Origin of the sequence: uncultured Jannaschia sp., assembly GCF_947494055.1 — a bacterium.
Classification (GTDB): Bacteria; Pseudomonadota; Alphaproteobacteria; order Rhodobacterales; family Rhodobacteraceae; genus Jannaschia.
This window is the reverse complement of sequence record NZ_CANLTR010000020.1, coordinates 24,502-42,082: the sequence shown is the minus strand read 5'-3', so window position 1 is coordinate 42,082 and position 17,581 is coordinate 24,502. Positions and strand designations below refer to the sequence as shown.

The window sequence follows — 17,581 nt, the reverse complement described above, 5'->3', positions numbered from 1 at the left end:
GGTTCAACTCCGGTTCTCTGTCGTTTGCAGGGCGGCGATGTGTTGGGCGCGCGCGCTCGGGTCGGCGGGCTCGATCTCGAACGCGGCGTAGAGCCACGCGACGACTGCGACCGAGAGGATCCAAGCAAACAGCACATCGCTGAGAAAATGCGCGCCGAACGCCACGCGAAGCCCCGATCCAAGGAGGACGACGGTTACGATGGCCGAGATCGCGACGACCCGTTTCGTGTCCGGCAGCCGCTTCGCGAAGAGCAGGAGCAGAACCGCCGCCACCGTCGCCAAGGCACTGGCTTCACCCGACACGAAGCTGCAGTATTTTTCGCACTGATCGGACACCGCGAATGCGGGCGAGAAAGACCTGTCACCGCCGAAGATCTCCAGCTGGCTTGGACGGGCCCGGCCGTAGAAGCCTTTCAGGAGACCGTTGACGATCAATCCCGGGCCGACGACGTACGAGGTGACCGCGAAGGCCAGGATACGCTGGTCGAGCAGGCACATGCCTCTGAACGATCCTTGGATGATCAGCACGATCAGGGCCACCGCCATCGCCCCGTCCGTCAGGAGGATCATCATCGTCCTGACGGCCTTGAGGATCGGCGATTGTCCCAGGGCGAAGCCGTTCTCGTCGCCGAAGACCGCGCTGATGGCGATATCCGCCTGCGGGACCCAGACGAGACAGAGCCCGAGGATCGTCGCCGCGGCCAAGCAGGGGATCACCGCGCGCGCCACGTGAGCCTCGACGTCGTGACGTAGTTGAAGATGGCTCCCATCGCCGCGCCTGCCAGCCCCGCAAGCCACCAGACATGGGATTGCTCGTGGACGAGCTGTCCGACGCCGACATTTGCGATCACGCCGAGGCTGCAGAGGACGCAGAACGTGACTAGACCCCACAGCAGCCGCCAGCCTCCGAGCCGCCGGTCGCGGTAGGTGAGGGCGTTGTTGAGGAAGTAGTTACCGGTCATCGCGACATAAGCCGCGACCGTCTGCGCCGGCGCGAAGGCAAGGCCGAGCGCGAGGGATGCCTTGAGGGCGGCAAGGTGGACGAGGACGCCGAAGCCTCCGACCAACGCGAAGAGGACGAAGCGGATCGACACGACGTCGCCCGTCGCCTTTGCCGCGAGGAGGCCAAGGAACTCCGCCGCCACGAGGTTGTCGAGCTTGGACTCCCCGTGCCTGCGCGCGCGGAAGGACAATGGAACTTCGCTCGTCCGCAGCGGCTCGGGCACCGACGCGATGATATCCAGGAGAATCTTGAACCCTTGGGCGGACAGGCGCGGGGCGAGCGCCTCGAAGACCGGCCTGCGCATGGCGAAAAAGCCGCTCATGGGGTCGGTGACGTCGATATGTAACAGCCTGCGGGCGAGCCAGGTTGCAATCCGGCTCCCGCCCAGACGCGCCTGGGACAGGCCGTCATTCGCGCTGCCGGATTCGCAGAACCGGCTGGCGATTACGAGATCGGCGCCCGCTTGGATACGGCGAAGCATCTCCGGCAGAAGCGACTCGTCGTGCTGCATGTCGCCGTCCATGACGGCGACAACCGGCGCCGACGATGATAGCATCCCCTCGATCGACGCACCCGCGAGGCCGCGTCGTCCGATACGGCGGATGCAGCGGACGCGTCTGTCCGATCCCGCGACCGATCTCACCGTCTCCGCGGTCCCATCGGGGCTGTCGTCGTCGACGAAGATGACTTCCCAATGTGTGCCCTCTAGCGCCGTTTTGAGCGCGTCGATCAACGGACCCACGCTGGGCGTCTCGCTGAAGGTCGGCACGATCACCGAGAGGTCGGGCGAACGATGCGGCGTCTCGAACGGCCTTTGGGCGTGATGCTGCGGATGGGGCGAGGGTAACATCGGCTTGCCCGAGGGATCGTCCCGTGACGGCCCATGACTCGCGCGCCCGTCCCGCCTTGGTCCGGGGCGCGTAGGAACAAGGCGCCCGAGCCTCTGGGGGGTGCTCATTCCGCCTTGTCCGCGCTCGGCATCAGGATAAGGCGCGCGAGGGTGAGGAAGACGAGCGCGCAGAGCAGCCATGCCAGGACCACGTCGGACAGGTAGTGCCCGCCGAAGGCGACGCGGTTGAGTGATACGGCGGCGGCGTAGATTGTGGCGAACGCCGTGACCGGTGTGCGGTAGGGGCCAGGCGTCAGCAGCGCCACCGCCACCAGCCAGAAGGCCGAGGAGGCCTCACCGCTCACGAAGGAGCAGTTTCGCTCGCACCAGTCGCTGACGACCCAGACCTTCTGGTAAGGCGCCTCGCCGCCGAAAAGGTCCGTCTGGCGCGGGCGTGGCCGCCCCCAATACGCCTTCAGGATGCCGTTCACCATCAGGCCCGGGCCGACCAGGAGGCAGGCGAGGAGCCAGAGCGGCCCACGCCAAGGCCGTCGGGCCCACGCCCGGCGGGCGATCTCGACCAAGGCGAGCAGCGCGACCGCACGCATGAGCCATTCGGCGCTGGCCCGCAGCACGACGAGCGGCGCACTGGCTTGCAGTGCGAAACCTTCGTCGCCCTCGTAGAACCATGCGCTGACGGTCAGGTCGATGCCGGGGTAGGCGTAAAAGACCGCGCTGACGGCCATCACAACCAAGGTCACGAGGAGGAACGACGCATTCGAAGTGGCGAAGGCGGGACTGAGTCGAGCAAGGCGGCCCGATGGGGGAGGAAGCGATGTCATGCCCGGGCGGCTAGGCCCCGTGACTGGCACGAAACTTGCAGGGCGGGACCGATCGACCCGTCGGAGCAGCGAGGCGTCGACGGTGGCAGGCGTGCTTTGTTGCAAGGTCCGCGTTGACCGGCTGACGCGGCTGCGGGAAGGATGGCCGATGCGCATCCTTCTCGCGGAAGACGACCGGCAGCTCGCCGACGCACTCGCGCGCCGCCTCGCCGAGGCGGGGCACGCCGTGGACGTGTTTCCTACCGTCGCCGATGCCGAAGCCGCTTGGACCGTGGCCCCCTATGACCTGGCCATCATCGACGTAATGCTCAAGGACGGTGACGGTCGTGCATTGGTAAGGACGGTCCGAGCCGCAGGACAGATGACGCCGACGCTGATCCTCACCGCGCGTGACGAGATCGGCGACCGCGTGGCGGGCCTGGACGCGGGCGCCGACGACTACTTGGTGAAACCTTTTGCCACGGACGAACTACTCGCGCGCCTGCGCGCCCTGAGCAGGCGAACCGGCGACGTGGCTGCGCCTGTAATTCGGATCGGCAACCTGACCTACAGGCCCGCGACCACGACCCTCGCCGTGGGCGATCGGTCGGTCCGGCTAACGGCAATGGAGCATGCCGCGCTCCATCACCTGTTGCGCGCCGGGGACCGGATCACGCCGAAGCAACGCATGGGCGAGCAGCTCTACTCGTTTGACGACGACTGGTCGGAGAACGCCGTCGAGTCGGTGATCCACCGGCTGCGCAAGAAGCTCTCCGAGGCGGGCGCGACCGTGGAGTTGAAGGCTATGCGTGGCCTCGGTTACCTGCTGGTCGAGACCCTGAGGTGAGTCGGCCGTATCGTCTCGACGTCCGGCTCGCCGTCATCGTCAGTGCGATGTCGGCCCTGCTCCTGGCGGCGGCCGGGACCTTCCTCGTGCTGGAGTTCACGGGCGAACAGATCGCCATCGAGGAGCGCGGGCTGGTCTCCCAAGTTGAGGACTGGGCCGATCTGGTGAACCGTGGCGCCGATGGCGCTGTAGTCTTCGAAAGACCCGCGGAGGTGCCGCAGGATCTGGACGCGCCCTATACCGGCCTACTGACCGGCACGCGACCGATCTACGGGTACACGGTCGTCGACGCGGATGGGCGTGTCTTGGATCGGTCCGAGGTGAATGCCCCGGCTGGCCGGCCCGGCGCCCGGACCTCCACGCCCGTGCTGTCGAGCGGTCCGGCGCTGGAAGGGTCCGGCCTCCTCTTCGTTGGTGAACTATACGTCCCGGAGGCCGACGTCTGGCTGCGTGTGGCGCGCGCGCGGTCGGATGTGGATGCCCTCGCAAACACTTTTTTGGCCCAACTCCTAGGTGAATTGGGTTGGGCCGCTTTGGCGATGCTGGCGGTGTCGGTCGTCACCGTCGTGGCGATCGTCCGCATGAGCCTTCGCGGCCTCCGCCGTGTCGCGGCACAGGCAGAGCGGATCACCTTCGAGAACCTCGGCCATGAGCGCCTCGGCGGCGAGGCGGCACCCGAAGAGGTTCAGCCCCTCATCCGTGCGGTCAACAAGGCCCTCGATAGTATCGAGGCGGGAGCCGGTGCCCAACGCGACTTTTCCATCCACGCCGCCCATGAGCTGCGAACGCCTCTGGCCGATCTCCGCCTCCGGCTGGAGGGACCGTCTTCGGAGACGGACCGGACAGCGGCCCTCCGGGATGTCGACGCGATGGCACGTCTCCTGGAGCAGCTCCTTCATATCGCCCGCCTCGACGGCGGCGCCCCGCTGCAACTCGGGACACTCGACCTATCGGAAGCCGTTTCCCGGGTCATGCAGGAAGCCGCGCCGCGTCTCGTGTCGGAAGGCTGGCCCATCGAAGCGGAGGGGCTGGAGACGCCGGTTTTCGTCATTGGCGATCCGACCTTGATCGCGCTCGTGCTGCGCAACTTGCTCGACAACGTCCGTAGGCACACGCCCGCTGGAACGTGCGTGACGGTCCGGATCGGCGAGAATGGTAGCGTCTCCTTCGAAGACACAGGCCCCGGACCGCCCGACTACATCCGCGAGCGCGGCTTCGAGCGCTTCGCGCGCGGCACTCGGGATGCGCGGAGCGGCAGCGGCCTCGGCCTCTCGATTTGCGAGACCGCGATGCGCCGCATGAGCGGGACGTTCCGGCTGCACCGGTCCCGGGAGGGATGCCGCTTCACGATGTCTTTTTGCAGGGCGATGGTGGATTAGGATGCGCGCTCCCTCGGCTTGGCCGCGCAGGCCGAGGCGACGCTGAAGCTCGATCCCTTTGCCGGGCATCTCTTTGTGTTCCGGGGCCGACGTGGCGACCTGATCAAGATCATCTGGTACGACGGCCAAGGCTCGTGCCTGTTCTCGAAGCGGCTGGAACGCGGGAGGTTCGTATGGCCCTCGGCGAAGGAGGGCCGCGTGGCGCTGACCCCTGCGCAGATGGCCATGCTCCTCGATCATCCATGTCGATGCCCCTCCGTATCATGCTGATGTGCCCGTAGGTCGATGCATTCGACGGCGCGGCTGCAGAGATTGCGCAGGGCCTCGATGGTGTGCGGGGTGTCGTCGAACAAGTAGGCGCCGTTGGCCCGGCGGTCGATGGTGATACGCCCCTGGCGGATCTGGACGTAGAGCCATTTGGGCGGAATGCCCAGACGTTCGGCCAGGGCGGTGACACCCAGACGACCCGGCTCGAGAGGCCATCGGGTTCGCTGTCGGGTGATCTTGATGCCGGCCCCGAGGCGGACGCCCTGAACGGTGGTGGGCAGAACGCGCTCGGGACATGAGGGCGAGCGGTGCCCCTCCCGGGTGAGCTGGGCGGCAATCACGTTGTCGGTGAGGCCCTGACCGGCCAACTCGAAGATACGGCTGCGCATCTGCGTGCCATGGGCAAGGTCGTCGATTCCGTTCACCCGGCGAGGTACGGCAAGCTCGCTTACCGCCCCGCCGACCCAGACGAGACGCACATTGACCACGTCATGCGTTCCTCGTTCGAGGACGGCCTTCTCGACGAGGCATCGCAGGAGCGCCTTGCGGCGTGCGTCCCCCGTGGCCGGATCGTCCCAAAGCGCCGGCAGGCGCCCGGCCAGCGAGACGACCTTGTCGCGCAGTGCCCGATCGAGAACGGCATCAGAAGCGGGCAGCGTATTGGATGCTTCCGCCTCGGCCTCGCGCAACTCGATCAGCGCGGCCTCCCACCGGCGCTCCAGCTCGGCGGCGACGAGCCGATTGTCGGGATCGACCTTGTCATACTGGCGCTGCGCCAGTGCGGCCTGGTAGCGCTTTCGTTCGATCTGCTGGAGGATGGCGGTTCTGGCGGTAGTGCTCACGTCCTTGCGCAGGTTGTGGGCGCGCGACAAGGCATCGATTTCAGCCGGTGCGACGGCCGCCAGGAAAGCCCGTCCGACAGCGGCGTCGATGGCGGCGGCACGTACAGTCTGGCATTCCGGCAGACCCTGCTGCGTCCGCAGATGATTGCAGACGTACTGGCCGCCGCCTTTGTAGCGGACAAACATCTTGTGGCCGCAGCGCGCGCAGTAGGCGATGCCTTGCAACAGCAGCTCCCCCTCGCGCGGCGTGCCTCTGGTCTTCCTGGCCATGTACTCCGCCCTGTTGTCAACGAGGATATCCTGATTTGCCTGATAGGTCCGCCACGGGATGTAGGCGGGATAGCGGTCCTTCACGACGATCCGCCAGTCCTCCATCGTACGCGGCGTCTTCTGCGGCTTGCCATCCGGGCAGGCCAGCTCGTCCCGTGACTTCATCCTCTTGCGTCCGTACACGAAGGCGCCGGCATAGGCGGGGTTCTTCAGGATCCCCGTCACGGCCGAGATGGTCGGCCGGGTCCAGCGCAGATCGCCATGTCGATCCCGGCGGGGCAGATCGAGCCCCCGGGCCGCGAGATCGCGCATGATTGCGGCCGCGCTCCTGAGGCGTGCGAAGCGCGAGAACACCAGCCCGAGCCGGCCCCGAACTCCCTCATCAGGGTCGAGAACGACGACGTCGCCCGGCAGCCGCACCAGACCCACCGGCAAGGTCAGCGCCAGATCGCCGCGCTGCGCCTTGGCCAGTAGCCCCGCCGTCAGACGCGAGCGGATGGTGTGCAACTCCAACTCGGAGATCGAGCCCTTCAGACCCAGGAGCAGCCGCCCGTTCGCCGAGCCGGGATCGTACACTCCATCGCGGTCGGCGATCAGGCAGCCGCGCAGCGCACAGACGTCCAAGAGCGGGTACCAGTCCGAGCAGTTGCGCGCGAGACGGGTGACGTCGATCGAAAGTACGATGCCGATCTCCCCCAAACCGACACGAGCGGCCAGGTCCTTGAAGCCGTCCCGCCCTATGAGCGAGGCGCCGCTCTGACCCAGGTCGGCGTCGATCACGTCGACGTCGGCCGCGTGCCACCCGAGGTTACGGGCACGCCCGGTGAGGGCGTATTGCAGCCGCAGGCTTTCCTGGTTGCTCACCACCTGTGCCGGCGTCGACTGACGGATGTAGACCACCGCCCGACGCGCCAGATGCGCCGGCGTGACGAGTTCGGACTTCATGAGGCGTCTCCTCGGCCAGGATCGCGGCCAGTTCCGCGGCGATGCGCCGGCGCAGAGCCAGCGGGAGCATCGCCCAGACCTCCTCCGGCTCGATCGGGATCGTCTCGTGGGGCATCGAACGTCTCCGCCAGCGAGATCAGATCCCGCAGACCCTCAACGCTCAGCTTCACATTCGACTCATCTCCAGGCGCCGCCACGCAGGCGGTCTCGGGGATCAGGAGCGTGGCGCCGTCAGCATGGGCGACCTCGAAGGACGGCTGCATGTTGCCCGATCGGACCGGCACTCGGCGCAGCACGCCGAAACGGCGGCCGAACAGAGGATGACGGGGGTCTCGAACTTCGACCTCATCATCCCAAATGGGACCGTCAGCCTCAGAAGAGGGGATATTCCTGTAGACCTTCGTTGGAGGGGATCGACTGGCGCACCCCGCAGCGAACGTGGCGACCGTCGCGGACCGGCTGATCGCCGCCAGCCTGGCCGTCATCCTTCCGATCATGGCCGCAAGGGATTCCCCGACGGATCCGGGCCCGGTAGGATCCGTCCATGCTCGACGAGGCCGCCACGCTCCCGGACGATCCCGACGATCTGCGCGACCTGGCCTCGCGCCTGATCGCCGAGGTGAAGGCGCAGGCGATCCTCATCCATTGCCCGGCAGGGCATTGCGCAGCAATGTCCCGATAGGGGAGAAGCGGCGCCACCAACTAGCCGGCCACCGGGCACATCGGTTCGGCGCCTCCGCCGAGACGGCCGAGCAGCTCCAGCTGGCCCTGGAGACGAGCGAGCTGGCGGCGGCGGCGATGACGGCCAGGCTGCGGCTGCCCGACGTCGAGGAGACGGCGAGGGACAAGCCCAAGCGCCGTCCCATCCCCGACCACGTGCCGCGCATGGAAGTAGAGCTGTCGCCCTCCCACAACGACTGCGTCGCATGCGGAGGTGCGCTCCGTCGGATCGGCGAGGACGTCACCGAGGAACTCGAGTACGTCCCCGGACGGTTCATCGTGAACCGCATCGTGCGGCCGCGCTTCGCTTGCCGGGGCTGCGAGGCCTTCACGCAATCGCCGCTGCCGTCACGGCCCATCGAGCGCGGCCGGCCGGGGCCCGGCCTGCTCGCGCATGTCCTCGTTTCGAAGTACGGCGACCATCTCCCGCTCTACCGACAGTCTCAGATCTTCGAGCGCGACAGCATCGACCTCGACCGCTCGACGCTGGCAGAGTGGGTCGGCAAGTCCACCGCGCTGCTGGAGCCGCTGGTGGAGGCGATCGGCCGGCACGTGCTCGACGGCGCGTCGATCCACGCCCCCTCTCGGCAGATTGCTTTGCAATCGCCTGCCGGGCAATGGACGACACGCCGGTCCGGATGCTGGCGCCCGGCATCGGCAGGACGCAGACGGCGCGGCTGTGGACTTACGTACGCTACGAGCGACCTTGGGGCAGCGACGCTGCGCCTGCCGCGCTCTACCGGTTCTCGCCGGATCGGAAGGGCATCCACCCGGCCCGCCATCTTGAGGGCTTCCGGGGCTGGATGCATGCCCCCTCTCGGGACATCGCTTCGCGATGCCCTGCGGGGCAATGGACGGCTACGCGGGCTTCGAAGAAATGTACCGCGGCGGCGCGATCCGCGAGGTCGCTTGCCTGGCCCATGTCCGGCACAAGTTTGTCGACGTGCACCGTGCGCAAGGCTCGTCCATTGCCGAGGAGGCCATTAGGAGGATCGACGCGCTCTATGCCGTCGAGAAGGCGATCCACGGCTCGCCGCCCGACGCGCGGGTCCGGGCCCGGCAGCGCGAGGCCGCGCACGTCTTCGATGCCCTCGAAGCCTGGCTCGCCGCGCAGCTTCCCACGCTGTCGGGCAAGACGCCGCTCGCGTTCGCAATTTGCTACGCGCTCACCCGCATGGCAAGGCTCCGGCCGTATCTCGACCAAGGGGAGCTAAGCGTCGACAACAATCCAGCCGAACGGGCCATGCGCGAGATCGCCCTGGGCCGGAAGAACTGGCTGTTCGTCGGCTCGGCCGCCGGCGGACGCGCCGCCGCCATCGCCGCAACGCTGATCGCGACCGCCAAGCTCGACAACGTCGACCCCGAAGCCTGGCTCGCCGACACGCTGGCCCGCATCCCCGACCACAAGATTACGAAAGTGAGCGAGCTGCTGCCATGGCACCATCGCCGCTGAGCGGTGACGCCAGACGCTTGCTGCGGACGCACCAAGCGTCCCAGTCGACCTTCACGAACTCGCGGTCCGCGTCCGACAGATGCGGTGCCGCGTCTTGGATCAGCTCGCCCCCGTCCCATGCCGCGAGCTGCGCGGGCGTCAGGTCGATCTCGCGGGTATGTTTTACGCCGGTCAGCCTGGAGATGCGGGTGATCTTCATGGTGTCGTCCTTTCCGTCCGGTCCAAATCCAAACGAAAGGAAGCCCCCTTGTATCTTTCCTGTGGGACGTTTGCCGCGCGCGGACTGTCTCCCGGGAGGTGCTGTCCTATGCCACCCTCCGGCGGGGATCGGGCCGTAAGCCCCCTGGTCTTTCAGGGCCGCGATGGAGCAATGGCCGGTCCCCGATACGGTTCTTGGCCTGCACAGATGAGAGGGGAATCAGCGATGTCCCGAATACAAGGAAAGGCACCGAACGAGCACGAGGACAGGAATGCCTCCGTCGTCGGCATTGACGTCAGCAAAGCAACACTCGACGTCTTCATCCATCCCACCGGTACGAAGTTTAGCGTTCGCAATGACCCATGCGGCCTTGCCACGTTAGGCGAGCAGCTTGCGCAGGTCTTTCCATCCATCGTGGTGATGGAGGCAACCGGGCGATATCACCGAGCGGCGTGGCTTGCCCTGCACGCGGCAGGGATCAAAGTCGCTGTGGTCAATCCCTACCGCTCACGACGCTTTGCCGACGTGATCGGACGGCTCGCCAAGACGGACACGATCGACGCCGAAGTTCTGGCGCGTTTCGGGGCAACCATGCGGCCTCGACCCAGCGAACCGCCCTCCGAGATCATGGCACGGATCGGCGAGATCGCTGTGGCACGGCGCCAGCTCGTGGCGCAGCGGGTCATGCTCGAGCAGCAGTTATCCGAGACCACCGTGGAGATCGTCCAACGTCAAATCGAGGCGAGGCTTACCCTATGCCGGACCCAGTACGACGAACTCGAGGCGACGCTTCTCGACCTGATCCGATCCGACGCGCATATCCGCCGGCGATACGAGATCCTGACCTCCATTCCGGGGATCGGTGCCGTCACCGCCACGACATTGCTGACCGAGATGCCGGAGATGGGCTCTGCGACCGCGGTGCAGATCGCCTCGCTTGCGGGCGTTGCACCGATGAACCGGGATTCCGGCACGATGAGGGGACGACGAACGATCCGCGGCGGACGCGTCGCTACGCGCAGCATGCTCTACATGGCGACCGTGGTCGCGGTCCGCTGGAACCGTGATCTCGCGGCTTTCTATGGTCGGCTCCGACGTAAGCATCCGGCGTAGGCCGCGATCAGGCGGCTTGGCGATGCTCTGAGGTTCGCCAGTTCCACGGGAGCAGGTCTGGCACTTGCGAAGCAGTTATGTCGGGCAGCCGGCCGAGAACATCGGCCAGCCATGCCTGGGGATCGATGTCGTTCATCTTCGCGGTAACGATCAGGGAATACATGAAGGCGGCGCGGTCGCCGCCGCGCTCGGATCCGGCGAAGAGCCATGACTTCCGACCGAGGGCGATGCCGCGCAGGGCGCGTTCGGCCGCGTTGTTCGTCAGGCAGATCCGGCCGTCGTCGAGAAAGCGGGTGAAGGTTTCCCAGCGGTTCGCCTTGAACATGTAGGCGATCGCCTTGGCGACGGAATTGTGCCTGGACATCGTGCCCTGTTCGGCGCGCATCCAGTCATGGAGGTCGTCGACCAGCGGCCGGACGAGGCGCTGCCGCGCTTCGAGCCGCGCCGCGGCGTCCAGACCGTTGATGCCGCGCTCCACGTCGAAGATGGCATCGATCTTCGTCACTGCCTCCAACGCCACGGGGGATATATCATGGGCGTGCTTCCCCTTCCGGATATTTCCCCTGATGTCGGCCAGTTCGAAGAACTTCCGGCGGGCGTGGCTCCAGCACAGTGCGCTACTCACCGGACCGGGATCGCGATTGCCGCGGTAGAGATCGTTGTATCCGCCATAGGCATCGGCTTGGAGGATGCCCTGCCATCCTGTGAGATGCCGATTGGGGTGGGCCATCTCTCTGTCTCGCGAGAAGTAGAACAATGCCGCGGGCGGCGCGCCGCCGGCGAAGGGCCGGTCATCGCGGACATAGGTCCAGAGCCGGGCCGTCTTCGTTCCGCCCTTCGCGAGCAGCGGCACCGTGGTGTCGTCCCCGTGCAGCCGTTCCGCCCCCAAGACATGCTCGCGGATCAGCCTGTGAAGGGGCTCAAGCGCAGCGGCACAGGCGCCGACCTGGTCGGCCAGGGTCGAGAGGCTGAGATCCACGCCTTCCCGGGCATAGCGTTCCGCCTGCCGGTTCAGGGGCTGATGCTGACCGAACTTCTCGAACAGGATAGTCGCCAGCAGGTTCGGCCCCGCCCATCCTCGCGGCGTCGCATGGAAGGGTGCCGGCGGCTGGGAGATCTTCTCGCAAGAGCGGCAGGTGAATTTCTCCCGGACGGTCTGGATCACCTTCCACCGCCGCGGAATGACCTCCAGCGTTTCGGTAATGTCCTCGCCCATCTTCACGATGCGGTCGGAACCGCAGCAGGTGCAGGCCGTGGGTGCCTCGATCACTACGCGCTCGCGCGGCAGATGCTCCGGGAAGGGTTTGCGAGCCGGGCGGCGACGGTCGAAGCCGGCGACCGGGATTGTCCTTGTCGTCTTCTCCGCAGCGATCTCGTCCTCGGTCGCGGCGGCCTCGAGTTCCTCGAGCTGCAACTCCAACTGGTCGAGCAGGCGCGCCCGTCGCTCCGAGCTTTGGCCGTACTGCTCCCGTCGCAGCCTGGCGATCTCGAGCCTGAGATGCGCAATCATCGCCTCGGACGCCCCGACGACTGCCCGGACCTGCGCCAGTTCGATCTCGGCGGTCTCTGCACGGGCCTCCGATACCGCGAGTGCGGCACGTAACACGGCGATCTCGGACGCGGCATCAAGCATGCTGCACCCTACTACGGGACGCCGTGAAGACCTATGAAAACTTGAGGATACGGCGGCGTTTAACCTGCTTTTACAGGCCTTTGCGTCCAGCGCGGATTACGCCAGTCGATGCCCTCCAGCAGGTATCCGAGCTGCGCCGCCGAGATCGCAACCGCCGCGCCCGAGGTGCTCGTCGGCCAGATGAACTTACCTGCCTCGAGCCGCTTGATGTAAAGCGACATGCCCACGCCGTCGTGCCAAAGCAGCTTGATCAAGTCGCCACGACGCCCGCGAAAGCAGAAGATCTCGCCGGCATGCGGGTCTCGACCAAGGCCCTGCTGGATTTGCAATGTCAGCGTGTTCATCCCCCGCCGCATGTCCGTCACCCCGCCGGCAATCCACACACGCACCCCTGCCGGAAACGCGATCATGACCGGTCCAACACGCGAAGAAGCCGGGCAAGAATCTCCGGATCCATCGTGAAAGGAACGAGAAGCCGGCGATCGTTGCGCAGCACGACCTCGAGCCGGCTATCCGGGTGATTGGCACGCGCCATCGCCCGAAGCGGTGGCATGGATGCGTGTGCTCCGGGCGCGAGCGTCAACGGGATGAACGCCGCCGACGTCCCGGCGACCAGCTCACCATGCCGATACTGCCGCCGCCATGTCGTCAGCAGAGAACGCGACACACCATGCCGCCGGGCCGTCGCCGCAACTTGGCAGTGCCCCAGAAAGCTCTCCTCCACCATCCGGAGCTTGTCGGCATCGCTCCAGTGTCGCCGCCGCGCGGCATCCGCGGCAGATAGCACTTCTATCTCGGGTCTGAATTTACGGTCGGCCATAAGGTCGGACGTATCACTGACCTCGAAATCCCGTCAGACGGCCTCCGCCGCAGGGATACGCTCCGACAGGCGGGCAAACCCTTCAAGGTCGCGATCACGGCAGCCATGCGTAAGCTGTTGCTCTTGGCAAACACGCTGCTGAAGGAAGACCGGGTCTGGTTGCCCACGCCACCCTAGACCGGGCATTCGCTGCGCCTTGCCATAAGGTCAGCAGTGCGGGACGAAGCGAGCTTTCGCTGCGCAACGCTCCGATGTCCGTTCCGGCCGGGCATACAGCCGAAGTTACTGCTGGCGTACCGAAAGATCCCTGGGATCGATGAGCCATGTCGCCGATCCGGTCGGGCAGCATCTGGGATCGCCATCGCGCAACATCGTGGTCGTGACGAATGTCGCCTCGGGCGTAATCCTCACGTTTCTTGGAGACGTCCCGTAGAGATCAGAAACAACGCCCTGGAACGCATATTCGCTTTCGTCAACGCCGTAATAGGCCACGGACAGCGCCATGCTTCCGGCCGATCCTTCGATGAAGTGATATAGAAAGCCCAACGCGCCGACGTCATTCGCGAACACGACGCTCGACATTTCAGAGGACGAAACGCCGAGATCTCTGGACAGTTGCGCCGTGAACGCCGGATCGTCCTCTACGGGCTCTATTCGTGAGGCGTTCGCGACTGGAAGTTGAGTTTGCGCCATGCTGTCCTGCGGAGACACCTCGACGGTTTCGCCGGTCTGCACATTGGACGTCGGAGACGGCTCCGGACAGGTTGCCTCCGAACGGGAGATCGCCGCGGAACTGCCGCGCAGGGTGAATGCAAGGGTCTCCCGCCCGAATGAATCATCTAGATGGAACGCCGCACGCGAGCTGCGCTTCAAGGCGCGCTTCAGCCCTGCAGCGTTCTCCTCCGACAGGAGCGTCATAAGCGTCCGGCCCTCGTCAAGCTCGGTTCCATGGAACCCAAGCCGGCCGATAGACTGCCCGTCAATGGAGATGTGGGTCGCGATTGAGGCATCGGCCAGATAAACGCCGTCAAGGGTCAGGCTCAGGACCGTTCCGCCGCTCGAATTACATCCGACCTCGAAACAAAAGGACCGCATCGCGTCTGATACGGCACAGACCTGCGCCGCCGCGACATCCGTGCCGCCTCGCGTGACGGTCGTCCAGCTAGTCTGTGCAAGCGCGGGGAACGGGCAGAGGCTCAAGAGGAAAAAGAGAATACGCAAAAGAAAAACTCCGAAAAATACAAAAGGGTTCAACCCATCTCGACCAAGCGGACCCGGCCGAGGATCATGCTGCCGTTTTCAGCATTCGCCGACAAGCACCCTCGACCATGAGCGGCAGTCGCAGTCGCGCGAGATCACCCGACAGCCGCTCTCAGAGCGCTATTCGCAGGTCCCGACGCGCGAGGGGCCACTCGATTGCAGGACGTGGGCACAATTGCGCTGCATTATCTCTGGCGAGAGGCCCGGAGCCGTCATCCTGCCGCCGGTCGGCACGGAGCCCACTGCGAATGTACCAGCTGCAGCGCAGGATCGCGGGCCAAGCTGCGGACTGTCGTGTCCGCCGAGATGAAAGCGCCGAGAACATGGACCGGATCGCCAACGAACGGGGCTATCGAGGGACGTTGTTGTGCTATTTCCGCGTCAAGCGTACTTCCCCTCTTCCCCTCTTTCCCTCTGAGTTCAGACGACAGCTTCGATCTCGACGGTGCCGAAAGCGAAGAAGCGGTCCATGAGTGCGATGCGGATCTGGATTTCGGCTGTCTGGCGGTCGGGGTCTCGCGACATGATCCTTTCGCCGAAGAGTTTCAGACAGTTCACCCTGGCCTCGACTCGACTTCGGACATGGTATCCTGCCCGCTGAACGATCCCCTTGCGAACACACATGGTCGTTCGCCGCGCTATGTTTGGAGCGGCCGTATAGCGGGACAGAGCGTGGGTTCGCTGCGTGGTGCACGAGGGTCTGTACGGAAGTCATTGCACGCTCTCATCTCTCGATTAAGCTTCTCCGGCAATTTTATGGGAGATGTAAAGATGGGCGGGCTTGTAGTGCGGATGTTGGGCGGGGCGACAACCGCAGCCCTTTTCTTGATGATCATCACGGGAGGCGCTTTTGCGCAGGACGCCGAAGGGGGGGCGCGGAAGCTTCTTGTGGAAGCATTGCGGGCCTGGAACTCGCCGATGGAGGAGGGAGACTATACCTCGCGGCTGGAAAAGCTTCGCGAAGCCGAAGCGGCGCTCGATCGCATCGCGTCCGAGTATCCGACGACCGATACGGGCATCCAGGTAATCTCGCGTGCGACCTTCGGAGAGTTCAGTGCCGCTGAACTCGAACGGACAATCGAGATCATGGAGGGGATGGTCGAGATGCAGGGGCTTGAGAAGGCAAATGTGCCCGCTGGACCGGAGGCGTCGCCGGATGAAGGTTTTTCTCAGTGGAGTTGTTCATTTCCAATCACGGATATGAAGGAACTCAGGGAAAGGCCCGACCACGGTATGATCCTAGCGGGCGAGCTTGAAGCGTGCCTCGATCAGGGACTCGATCCAATGGCACCGATGGACGCCGGAACGATGATTTGGAAAGCTGGCGATCCAATCGCTTATCCACTTGCACTGGAGATCTTTGAGCCGGAAGCGCTCCGTCTCCTGTTAGAAAGCACCGGCGACAGTCTTTCTGGCCCGATCGAGGAACGCGGTTCCACGCTTCTTCATTTCTACGTCAGCGATGTCTCAGCCGGTAACCGCGGATCCAGACCAGCGATCCCGGTCGAGTTCATTGCTATAGCAGGCGATGTGGTCCCGGTCGATAGCCATGATAACGAGGGCGAGACGCCTCTAATGCGCGCCAATTCTGGGCCGTTTGCAACAGAAGCTTTGGACGCCGTCCTCGCTCTTGGTCCGGACCTGAACGCTGTGAACGAAAATGGAGAAACGGCTCTACACATAATAGCCGGGAGTCGCGATAGAGAAGGTACCGCGGAACGTGTGGCGCGGCTATTGGAGTCCGGCGCCGATCCTGACATAGCGAACTTAAAGGCGAAGACGCCGCTCATAGCAGCGATCGAGGCCGGTCAGGAAGACGCTGCCGTTGTGCTGCTCGAAGCAGACGCAATTCTTGAGCCAGAAGTGGACCGGGGGCTCAGCGCGCTGCATGCGGCGATCCGGTCCGATGCCTCGCCAGAACTCATTTCGAAGCTGCTTGACGCTGGCGCCGATCCTATCGATGCCTCGCGATCAGGTATGACGCTTCTGCATCGGGTCGCGCGAGCCGGAACACCAGACGTGGCACATGTCCTCATCAGGGCCGGCGCTGATCCGGCGGCGCAGACCTCGAAGGGTGTAACCCCAGCAGATTACGCAGCCGAGAATCCGGCTTTCGCGGGAAGCGACGTCTTGCAATAGGGGGCCGGTGACAACCCTTTACGATTTGAAAGATGTTGCCCAAGAGAACGGTCGAATGCAACGCAGCGACCGTTCCAACAGACTTCGTTCTGCTCTTTGGAACCAAGTTAGCGGCACGGTCCTAGGAAACACTTAACTTCGCACCTTCTTTCTTTGAAGCGGCCATTCGTTCATCCGGCAGCATCCGTCTTTCTGGGCTCGGAGCGGTCGTTCGCCACGAGCGGCGCGAACAGACGCAGTGCGGACGAAGCTGCCATTCGCCATGCCATTTGGGAAATTCGCTTGCTGCCCCCAAATGGGAATATCCAATTGAGCATTCGCCGTGACATCTGTCGTACCGAGCGCGGCGCAGTAATATCTACAAATTCCCGTTCCGCACTTGGTGACCCTTCGATCCCTCACAGCCAACAGATCGATCGGAATATCAACTGTGATAGATGCCCTCCAGATCATAACGCCGGCAATGGTTCTGTTCGTCTTCGCTACGACGGCGGCCCCGGGCCCCAACGCTGCCCTGCTGCTCACGGTTGGCGCCCGGCTCGGGATTGGCGCGGGCGTGCCGGTCATACTGGGTCTCGCTACTGCAAATGCGGCGATGAAGGGAGCTATTGCGGCCGGCGTCCGTATCCTGGCGGAACTCGACCCGCTGGTGATCCAGATCGGCCGCTGGATCGCCGTGGCCGCGACCCTCTGGCTGGCTTGGCGGCTGATGCGCAAGCTGGGGGGTGTTGCTAGTCATGCCGGCGTTGCGGGGTTCTGGGACGCCTTTGCGTTTCAGATCGTCAATCCGAAAGCGGTAATCACGGGTCTGGCGGCAGCGGCGCTGTTCTGCACAGCCGAGACCGGCGGGATCGGACACGCCATCGCTTTTTTCGTCGTTGCCTTTCCGTCCGTGCTGCTAGGAGGCGGTTCTTGGCTCTTGGTCGGCCATGCCGGGGCGGCTTGGCTGCGAGGGCCAAAGATGGTCCGTGTACTAAACCTTACTGTTGGAACGACACTCGTCTTGGCATTGGCGCCCGTTCTTATCGGTTAGCGGGGCAG

The 17,581-nt window shown here is 64.9% G+C and carries 16 protein-coding genes and 5 pseudogenes; 11 read left to right on the top strand and 10 right to left on the bottom strand.

Annotated elements, in window-relative coordinates; genetic code table 11:
• Positions 1-3: 3 nt before the first annotated feature.
• The 3 genes from Q1A87_RS15025 to Q1A87_RS15015 all read right to left on the bottom strand — a co-directional run bounded on the left by Q1A87_RS15025 (position 4) and on the right by Q1A87_RS15015 (position 2,578).
• A complete protein-coding gene (locus tag Q1A87_RS15025) occupies positions 4-729 on the bottom strand; it encodes a phosphatase PAP2 family protein (protein WP_299652864.1) in 726 nt (241 codons plus the stop codon).
• Positions 714-1,853 carry a glycosyltransferase family 2 protein gene (locus Q1A87_RS15020; protein ID WP_299652861.1) on the bottom strand — a complete coding sequence of 380 codons (1,140 nt, stop codon included), beginning with the start codon at positions 1,851-1,853 and terminating at the stop codon, positions 714-716. The genes Q1A87_RS15025 and Q1A87_RS15020 overlap by 16 nt, the downstream gene beginning before the upstream one ends.
• A 104-nt stretch (positions 1,854-1,957) precedes the next feature.
• Complete coding sequence (locus tag Q1A87_RS15015; RefSeq protein ID WP_299652858.1) at positions 1,958-2,578, bottom strand: phosphatase PAP2 family protein; 621 nt, start codon at positions 2,576-2,578, stop codon at positions 1,958-1,960.
• 244 nt (positions 2,579-2,822) lie between these two features.
• On the opposite strand from Q1A87_RS15015, the gene Q1A87_RS15010 reads away from it, so the two are divergent.
• From Q1A87_RS15010 to tnpB (Q1A87_RS15000), 3 genes and pseudogenes are all read left to right on the top strand, one after another.
• Complete coding sequence (locus Q1A87_RS15010; RefSeq protein WP_299652855.1) at positions 2,823-3,500, top strand: response regulator transcription factor; 678 nt, start codon at positions 2,823-2,825, stop codon at positions 3,498-3,500.
• Positions 3,497-4,879: a HAMP domain-containing sensor histidine kinase gene (locus Q1A87_RS15005; RefSeq protein WP_299652852.1), complete on the top strand. Its 1,383-nt coding sequence runs from the start codon at positions 3,497-3,499 to the stop codon at positions 4,877-4,879. The genes Q1A87_RS15010 and Q1A87_RS15005 overlap by 4 nt, the downstream gene beginning before the upstream one ends.
• A gap of 18 nt (positions 4,880-4,897) precedes the next feature.
• A pseudogene (gene tnpB / locus Q1A87_RS15000) lies at positions 4,898-5,149 on the top strand (IS66 family insertion sequence element accessory protein TnpB); the annotation flags it as partial.
• Here tnpB (Q1A87_RS15000) and Q1A87_RS14995 read toward each other — a convergent pair.
• Positions 5,116-7,203, bottom strand: coding sequence for a recombinase family protein (locus tag Q1A87_RS14995; protein ID WP_299652849.1), 2,088 nt, complete (start codon positions 7,201-7,203; stop codon positions 5,116-5,118). The pseudogene tnpB (Q1A87_RS15000) and the gene Q1A87_RS14995 overlap by 34 nt on opposite strands.
• A 544-nt stretch (positions 7,204-7,747) precedes the next feature.
• On the opposite strand from Q1A87_RS14995, the gene Q1A87_RS14990 reads away from it, so the two are divergent.
• The 4 genes and pseudogenes from Q1A87_RS14990 (at position 7,748) to Q1A87_RS14975 (ending at position 9,376) form a co-directional block, all read left to right on the top strand.
• Positions 7,748-7,885, top strand: coding sequence for a hypothetical protein (locus tag Q1A87_RS14990; protein ID WP_299652846.1), 138 nt, complete (start codon positions 7,748-7,750; stop codon positions 7,883-7,885).
• Positions 7,849-8,442: pseudogene (locus tag Q1A87_RS14985) on the top strand (IS66 family transposase zinc-finger binding domain-containing protein); the annotation flags it as partial. The gene Q1A87_RS14990 and the pseudogene Q1A87_RS14985, both read left to right, overlap by 37 nt.
• 98 nt (positions 8,443-8,540) lie before the next feature.
• A pseudogene (locus Q1A87_RS14980) lies at positions 8,541-8,672 on the top strand (transposase); the annotation flags it as partial.
• A gap of 101 nt (positions 8,673-8,773) precedes the next feature.
• Positions 8,774-9,376, top strand: a complete 603-nt coding sequence (locus Q1A87_RS14975; protein ID WP_299652843.1) for an IS66 family transposase — start codon at positions 8,774-8,776, stop codon at positions 9,374-9,376.
• On the opposite strand, the gene Q1A87_RS14970 is transcribed toward Q1A87_RS14975, so the two are convergent.
• Positions 9,333-9,575, bottom strand: coding sequence for a hypothetical protein (locus Q1A87_RS14970; protein WP_299652840.1), 243 nt, complete (start codon positions 9,573-9,575; stop codon positions 9,333-9,335). The two genes, Q1A87_RS14975 and Q1A87_RS14970, sit on opposite strands and share 44 nt — an antisense overlap.
• A 225-nt stretch (positions 9,576-9,800) precedes the next feature.
• On the opposite strand from Q1A87_RS14970, the gene Q1A87_RS14965 reads away from it, so the two are divergent.
• The gene (locus Q1A87_RS14965; RefSeq protein ID WP_299652837.1) at positions 9,801-10,688 is read left to right on the top strand and encodes an IS110 family transposase; all 888 of its coding nucleotides are present in this window, start codon (positions 9,801-9,803) and stop codon (positions 10,686-10,688) included.
• Between the two features lie 7 nt (positions 10,689-10,695).
• Here the strand turns inward: Q1A87_RS14965 and Q1A87_RS14960 are convergent, their stop codons facing one another.
• From Q1A87_RS14960 to Q1A87_RS14950, 3 genes are read right to left on the bottom strand one after another with little or no spacing between them, the layout of a single operon-like run.
• Complete coding sequence (locus Q1A87_RS14960; protein ID WP_299652834.1) at positions 10,696-12,321, bottom strand: IS66 family transposase; 1,626 nt, start codon at positions 12,319-12,321, stop codon at positions 10,696-10,698.
• A 59-nt stretch (positions 12,322-12,380) separates the two neighbouring features.
• Positions 12,381-12,731 (bottom strand): IS66 family insertion sequence element accessory protein TnpB, encoded by a 351-nt coding sequence (gene tnpB, locus Q1A87_RS14955; protein WP_299652831.1) that lies wholly within the window; start codon positions 12,729-12,731, stop codon positions 12,381-12,383.
• Positions 12,728-13,141, bottom strand: coding sequence for a transposase (locus Q1A87_RS14950; RefSeq protein WP_299652828.1), 414 nt, complete (start codon positions 13,139-13,141; stop codon positions 12,728-12,730). The genes tnpB (Q1A87_RS14955) and Q1A87_RS14950 overlap by 4 nt, the downstream gene beginning before the upstream one ends.
• A gap of 72 nt (positions 13,142-13,213) precedes the next feature.
• On the opposite strand from Q1A87_RS14950, the pseudogene Q1A87_RS14945 reads away from it, so the two are divergent.
• Positions 13,214-13,318: pseudogene (locus Q1A87_RS14945) on the top strand (IS110 family transposase); the annotation flags it as partial.
• Between the two features lie 105 nt (positions 13,319-13,423).
• Here the strand turns inward: Q1A87_RS14945 and Q1A87_RS14940 are convergent.
• Together Q1A87_RS14940 and Q1A87_RS14935 are read right to left on the bottom strand one after the other, a co-directional pair.
• Positions 13,424-14,362 (bottom strand): hypothetical protein, encoded by a 939-nt coding sequence (locus tag Q1A87_RS14940; RefSeq protein WP_299652825.1) that lies wholly within the window; start codon positions 14,360-14,362, stop codon positions 13,424-13,426.
• Between the two features lie 459 nt (positions 14,363-14,821).
• Positions 14,822-15,001, bottom strand: a pseudogene (locus tag Q1A87_RS14935) (IS5/IS1182 family transposase); the annotation flags it as partial.
• Between the two features lie 171 nt (positions 15,002-15,172).
• Here Q1A87_RS14935 and Q1A87_RS14930 point away from each other — a divergent pair.
• Together Q1A87_RS14930 and Q1A87_RS14925 are read left to right on the top strand one after the other, a co-directional pair.
• Positions 15,173-16,540, top strand: coding sequence for an ankyrin repeat domain-containing protein (locus Q1A87_RS14930; protein ID WP_299652822.1), 1,368 nt, complete (start codon positions 15,173-15,175; stop codon positions 16,538-16,540).
• Positions 16,541-16,970: 430 nt separating this feature from the next.
• A complete protein-coding gene (locus tag Q1A87_RS14925; protein WP_299652819.1) occupies positions 16,971-17,573 on the top strand; it encodes a LysE family transporter in 603 nt (200 codons plus the stop codon).
• The last annotated feature ends 8 nt before the right edge of the window (positions 17,574-17,581 follow it).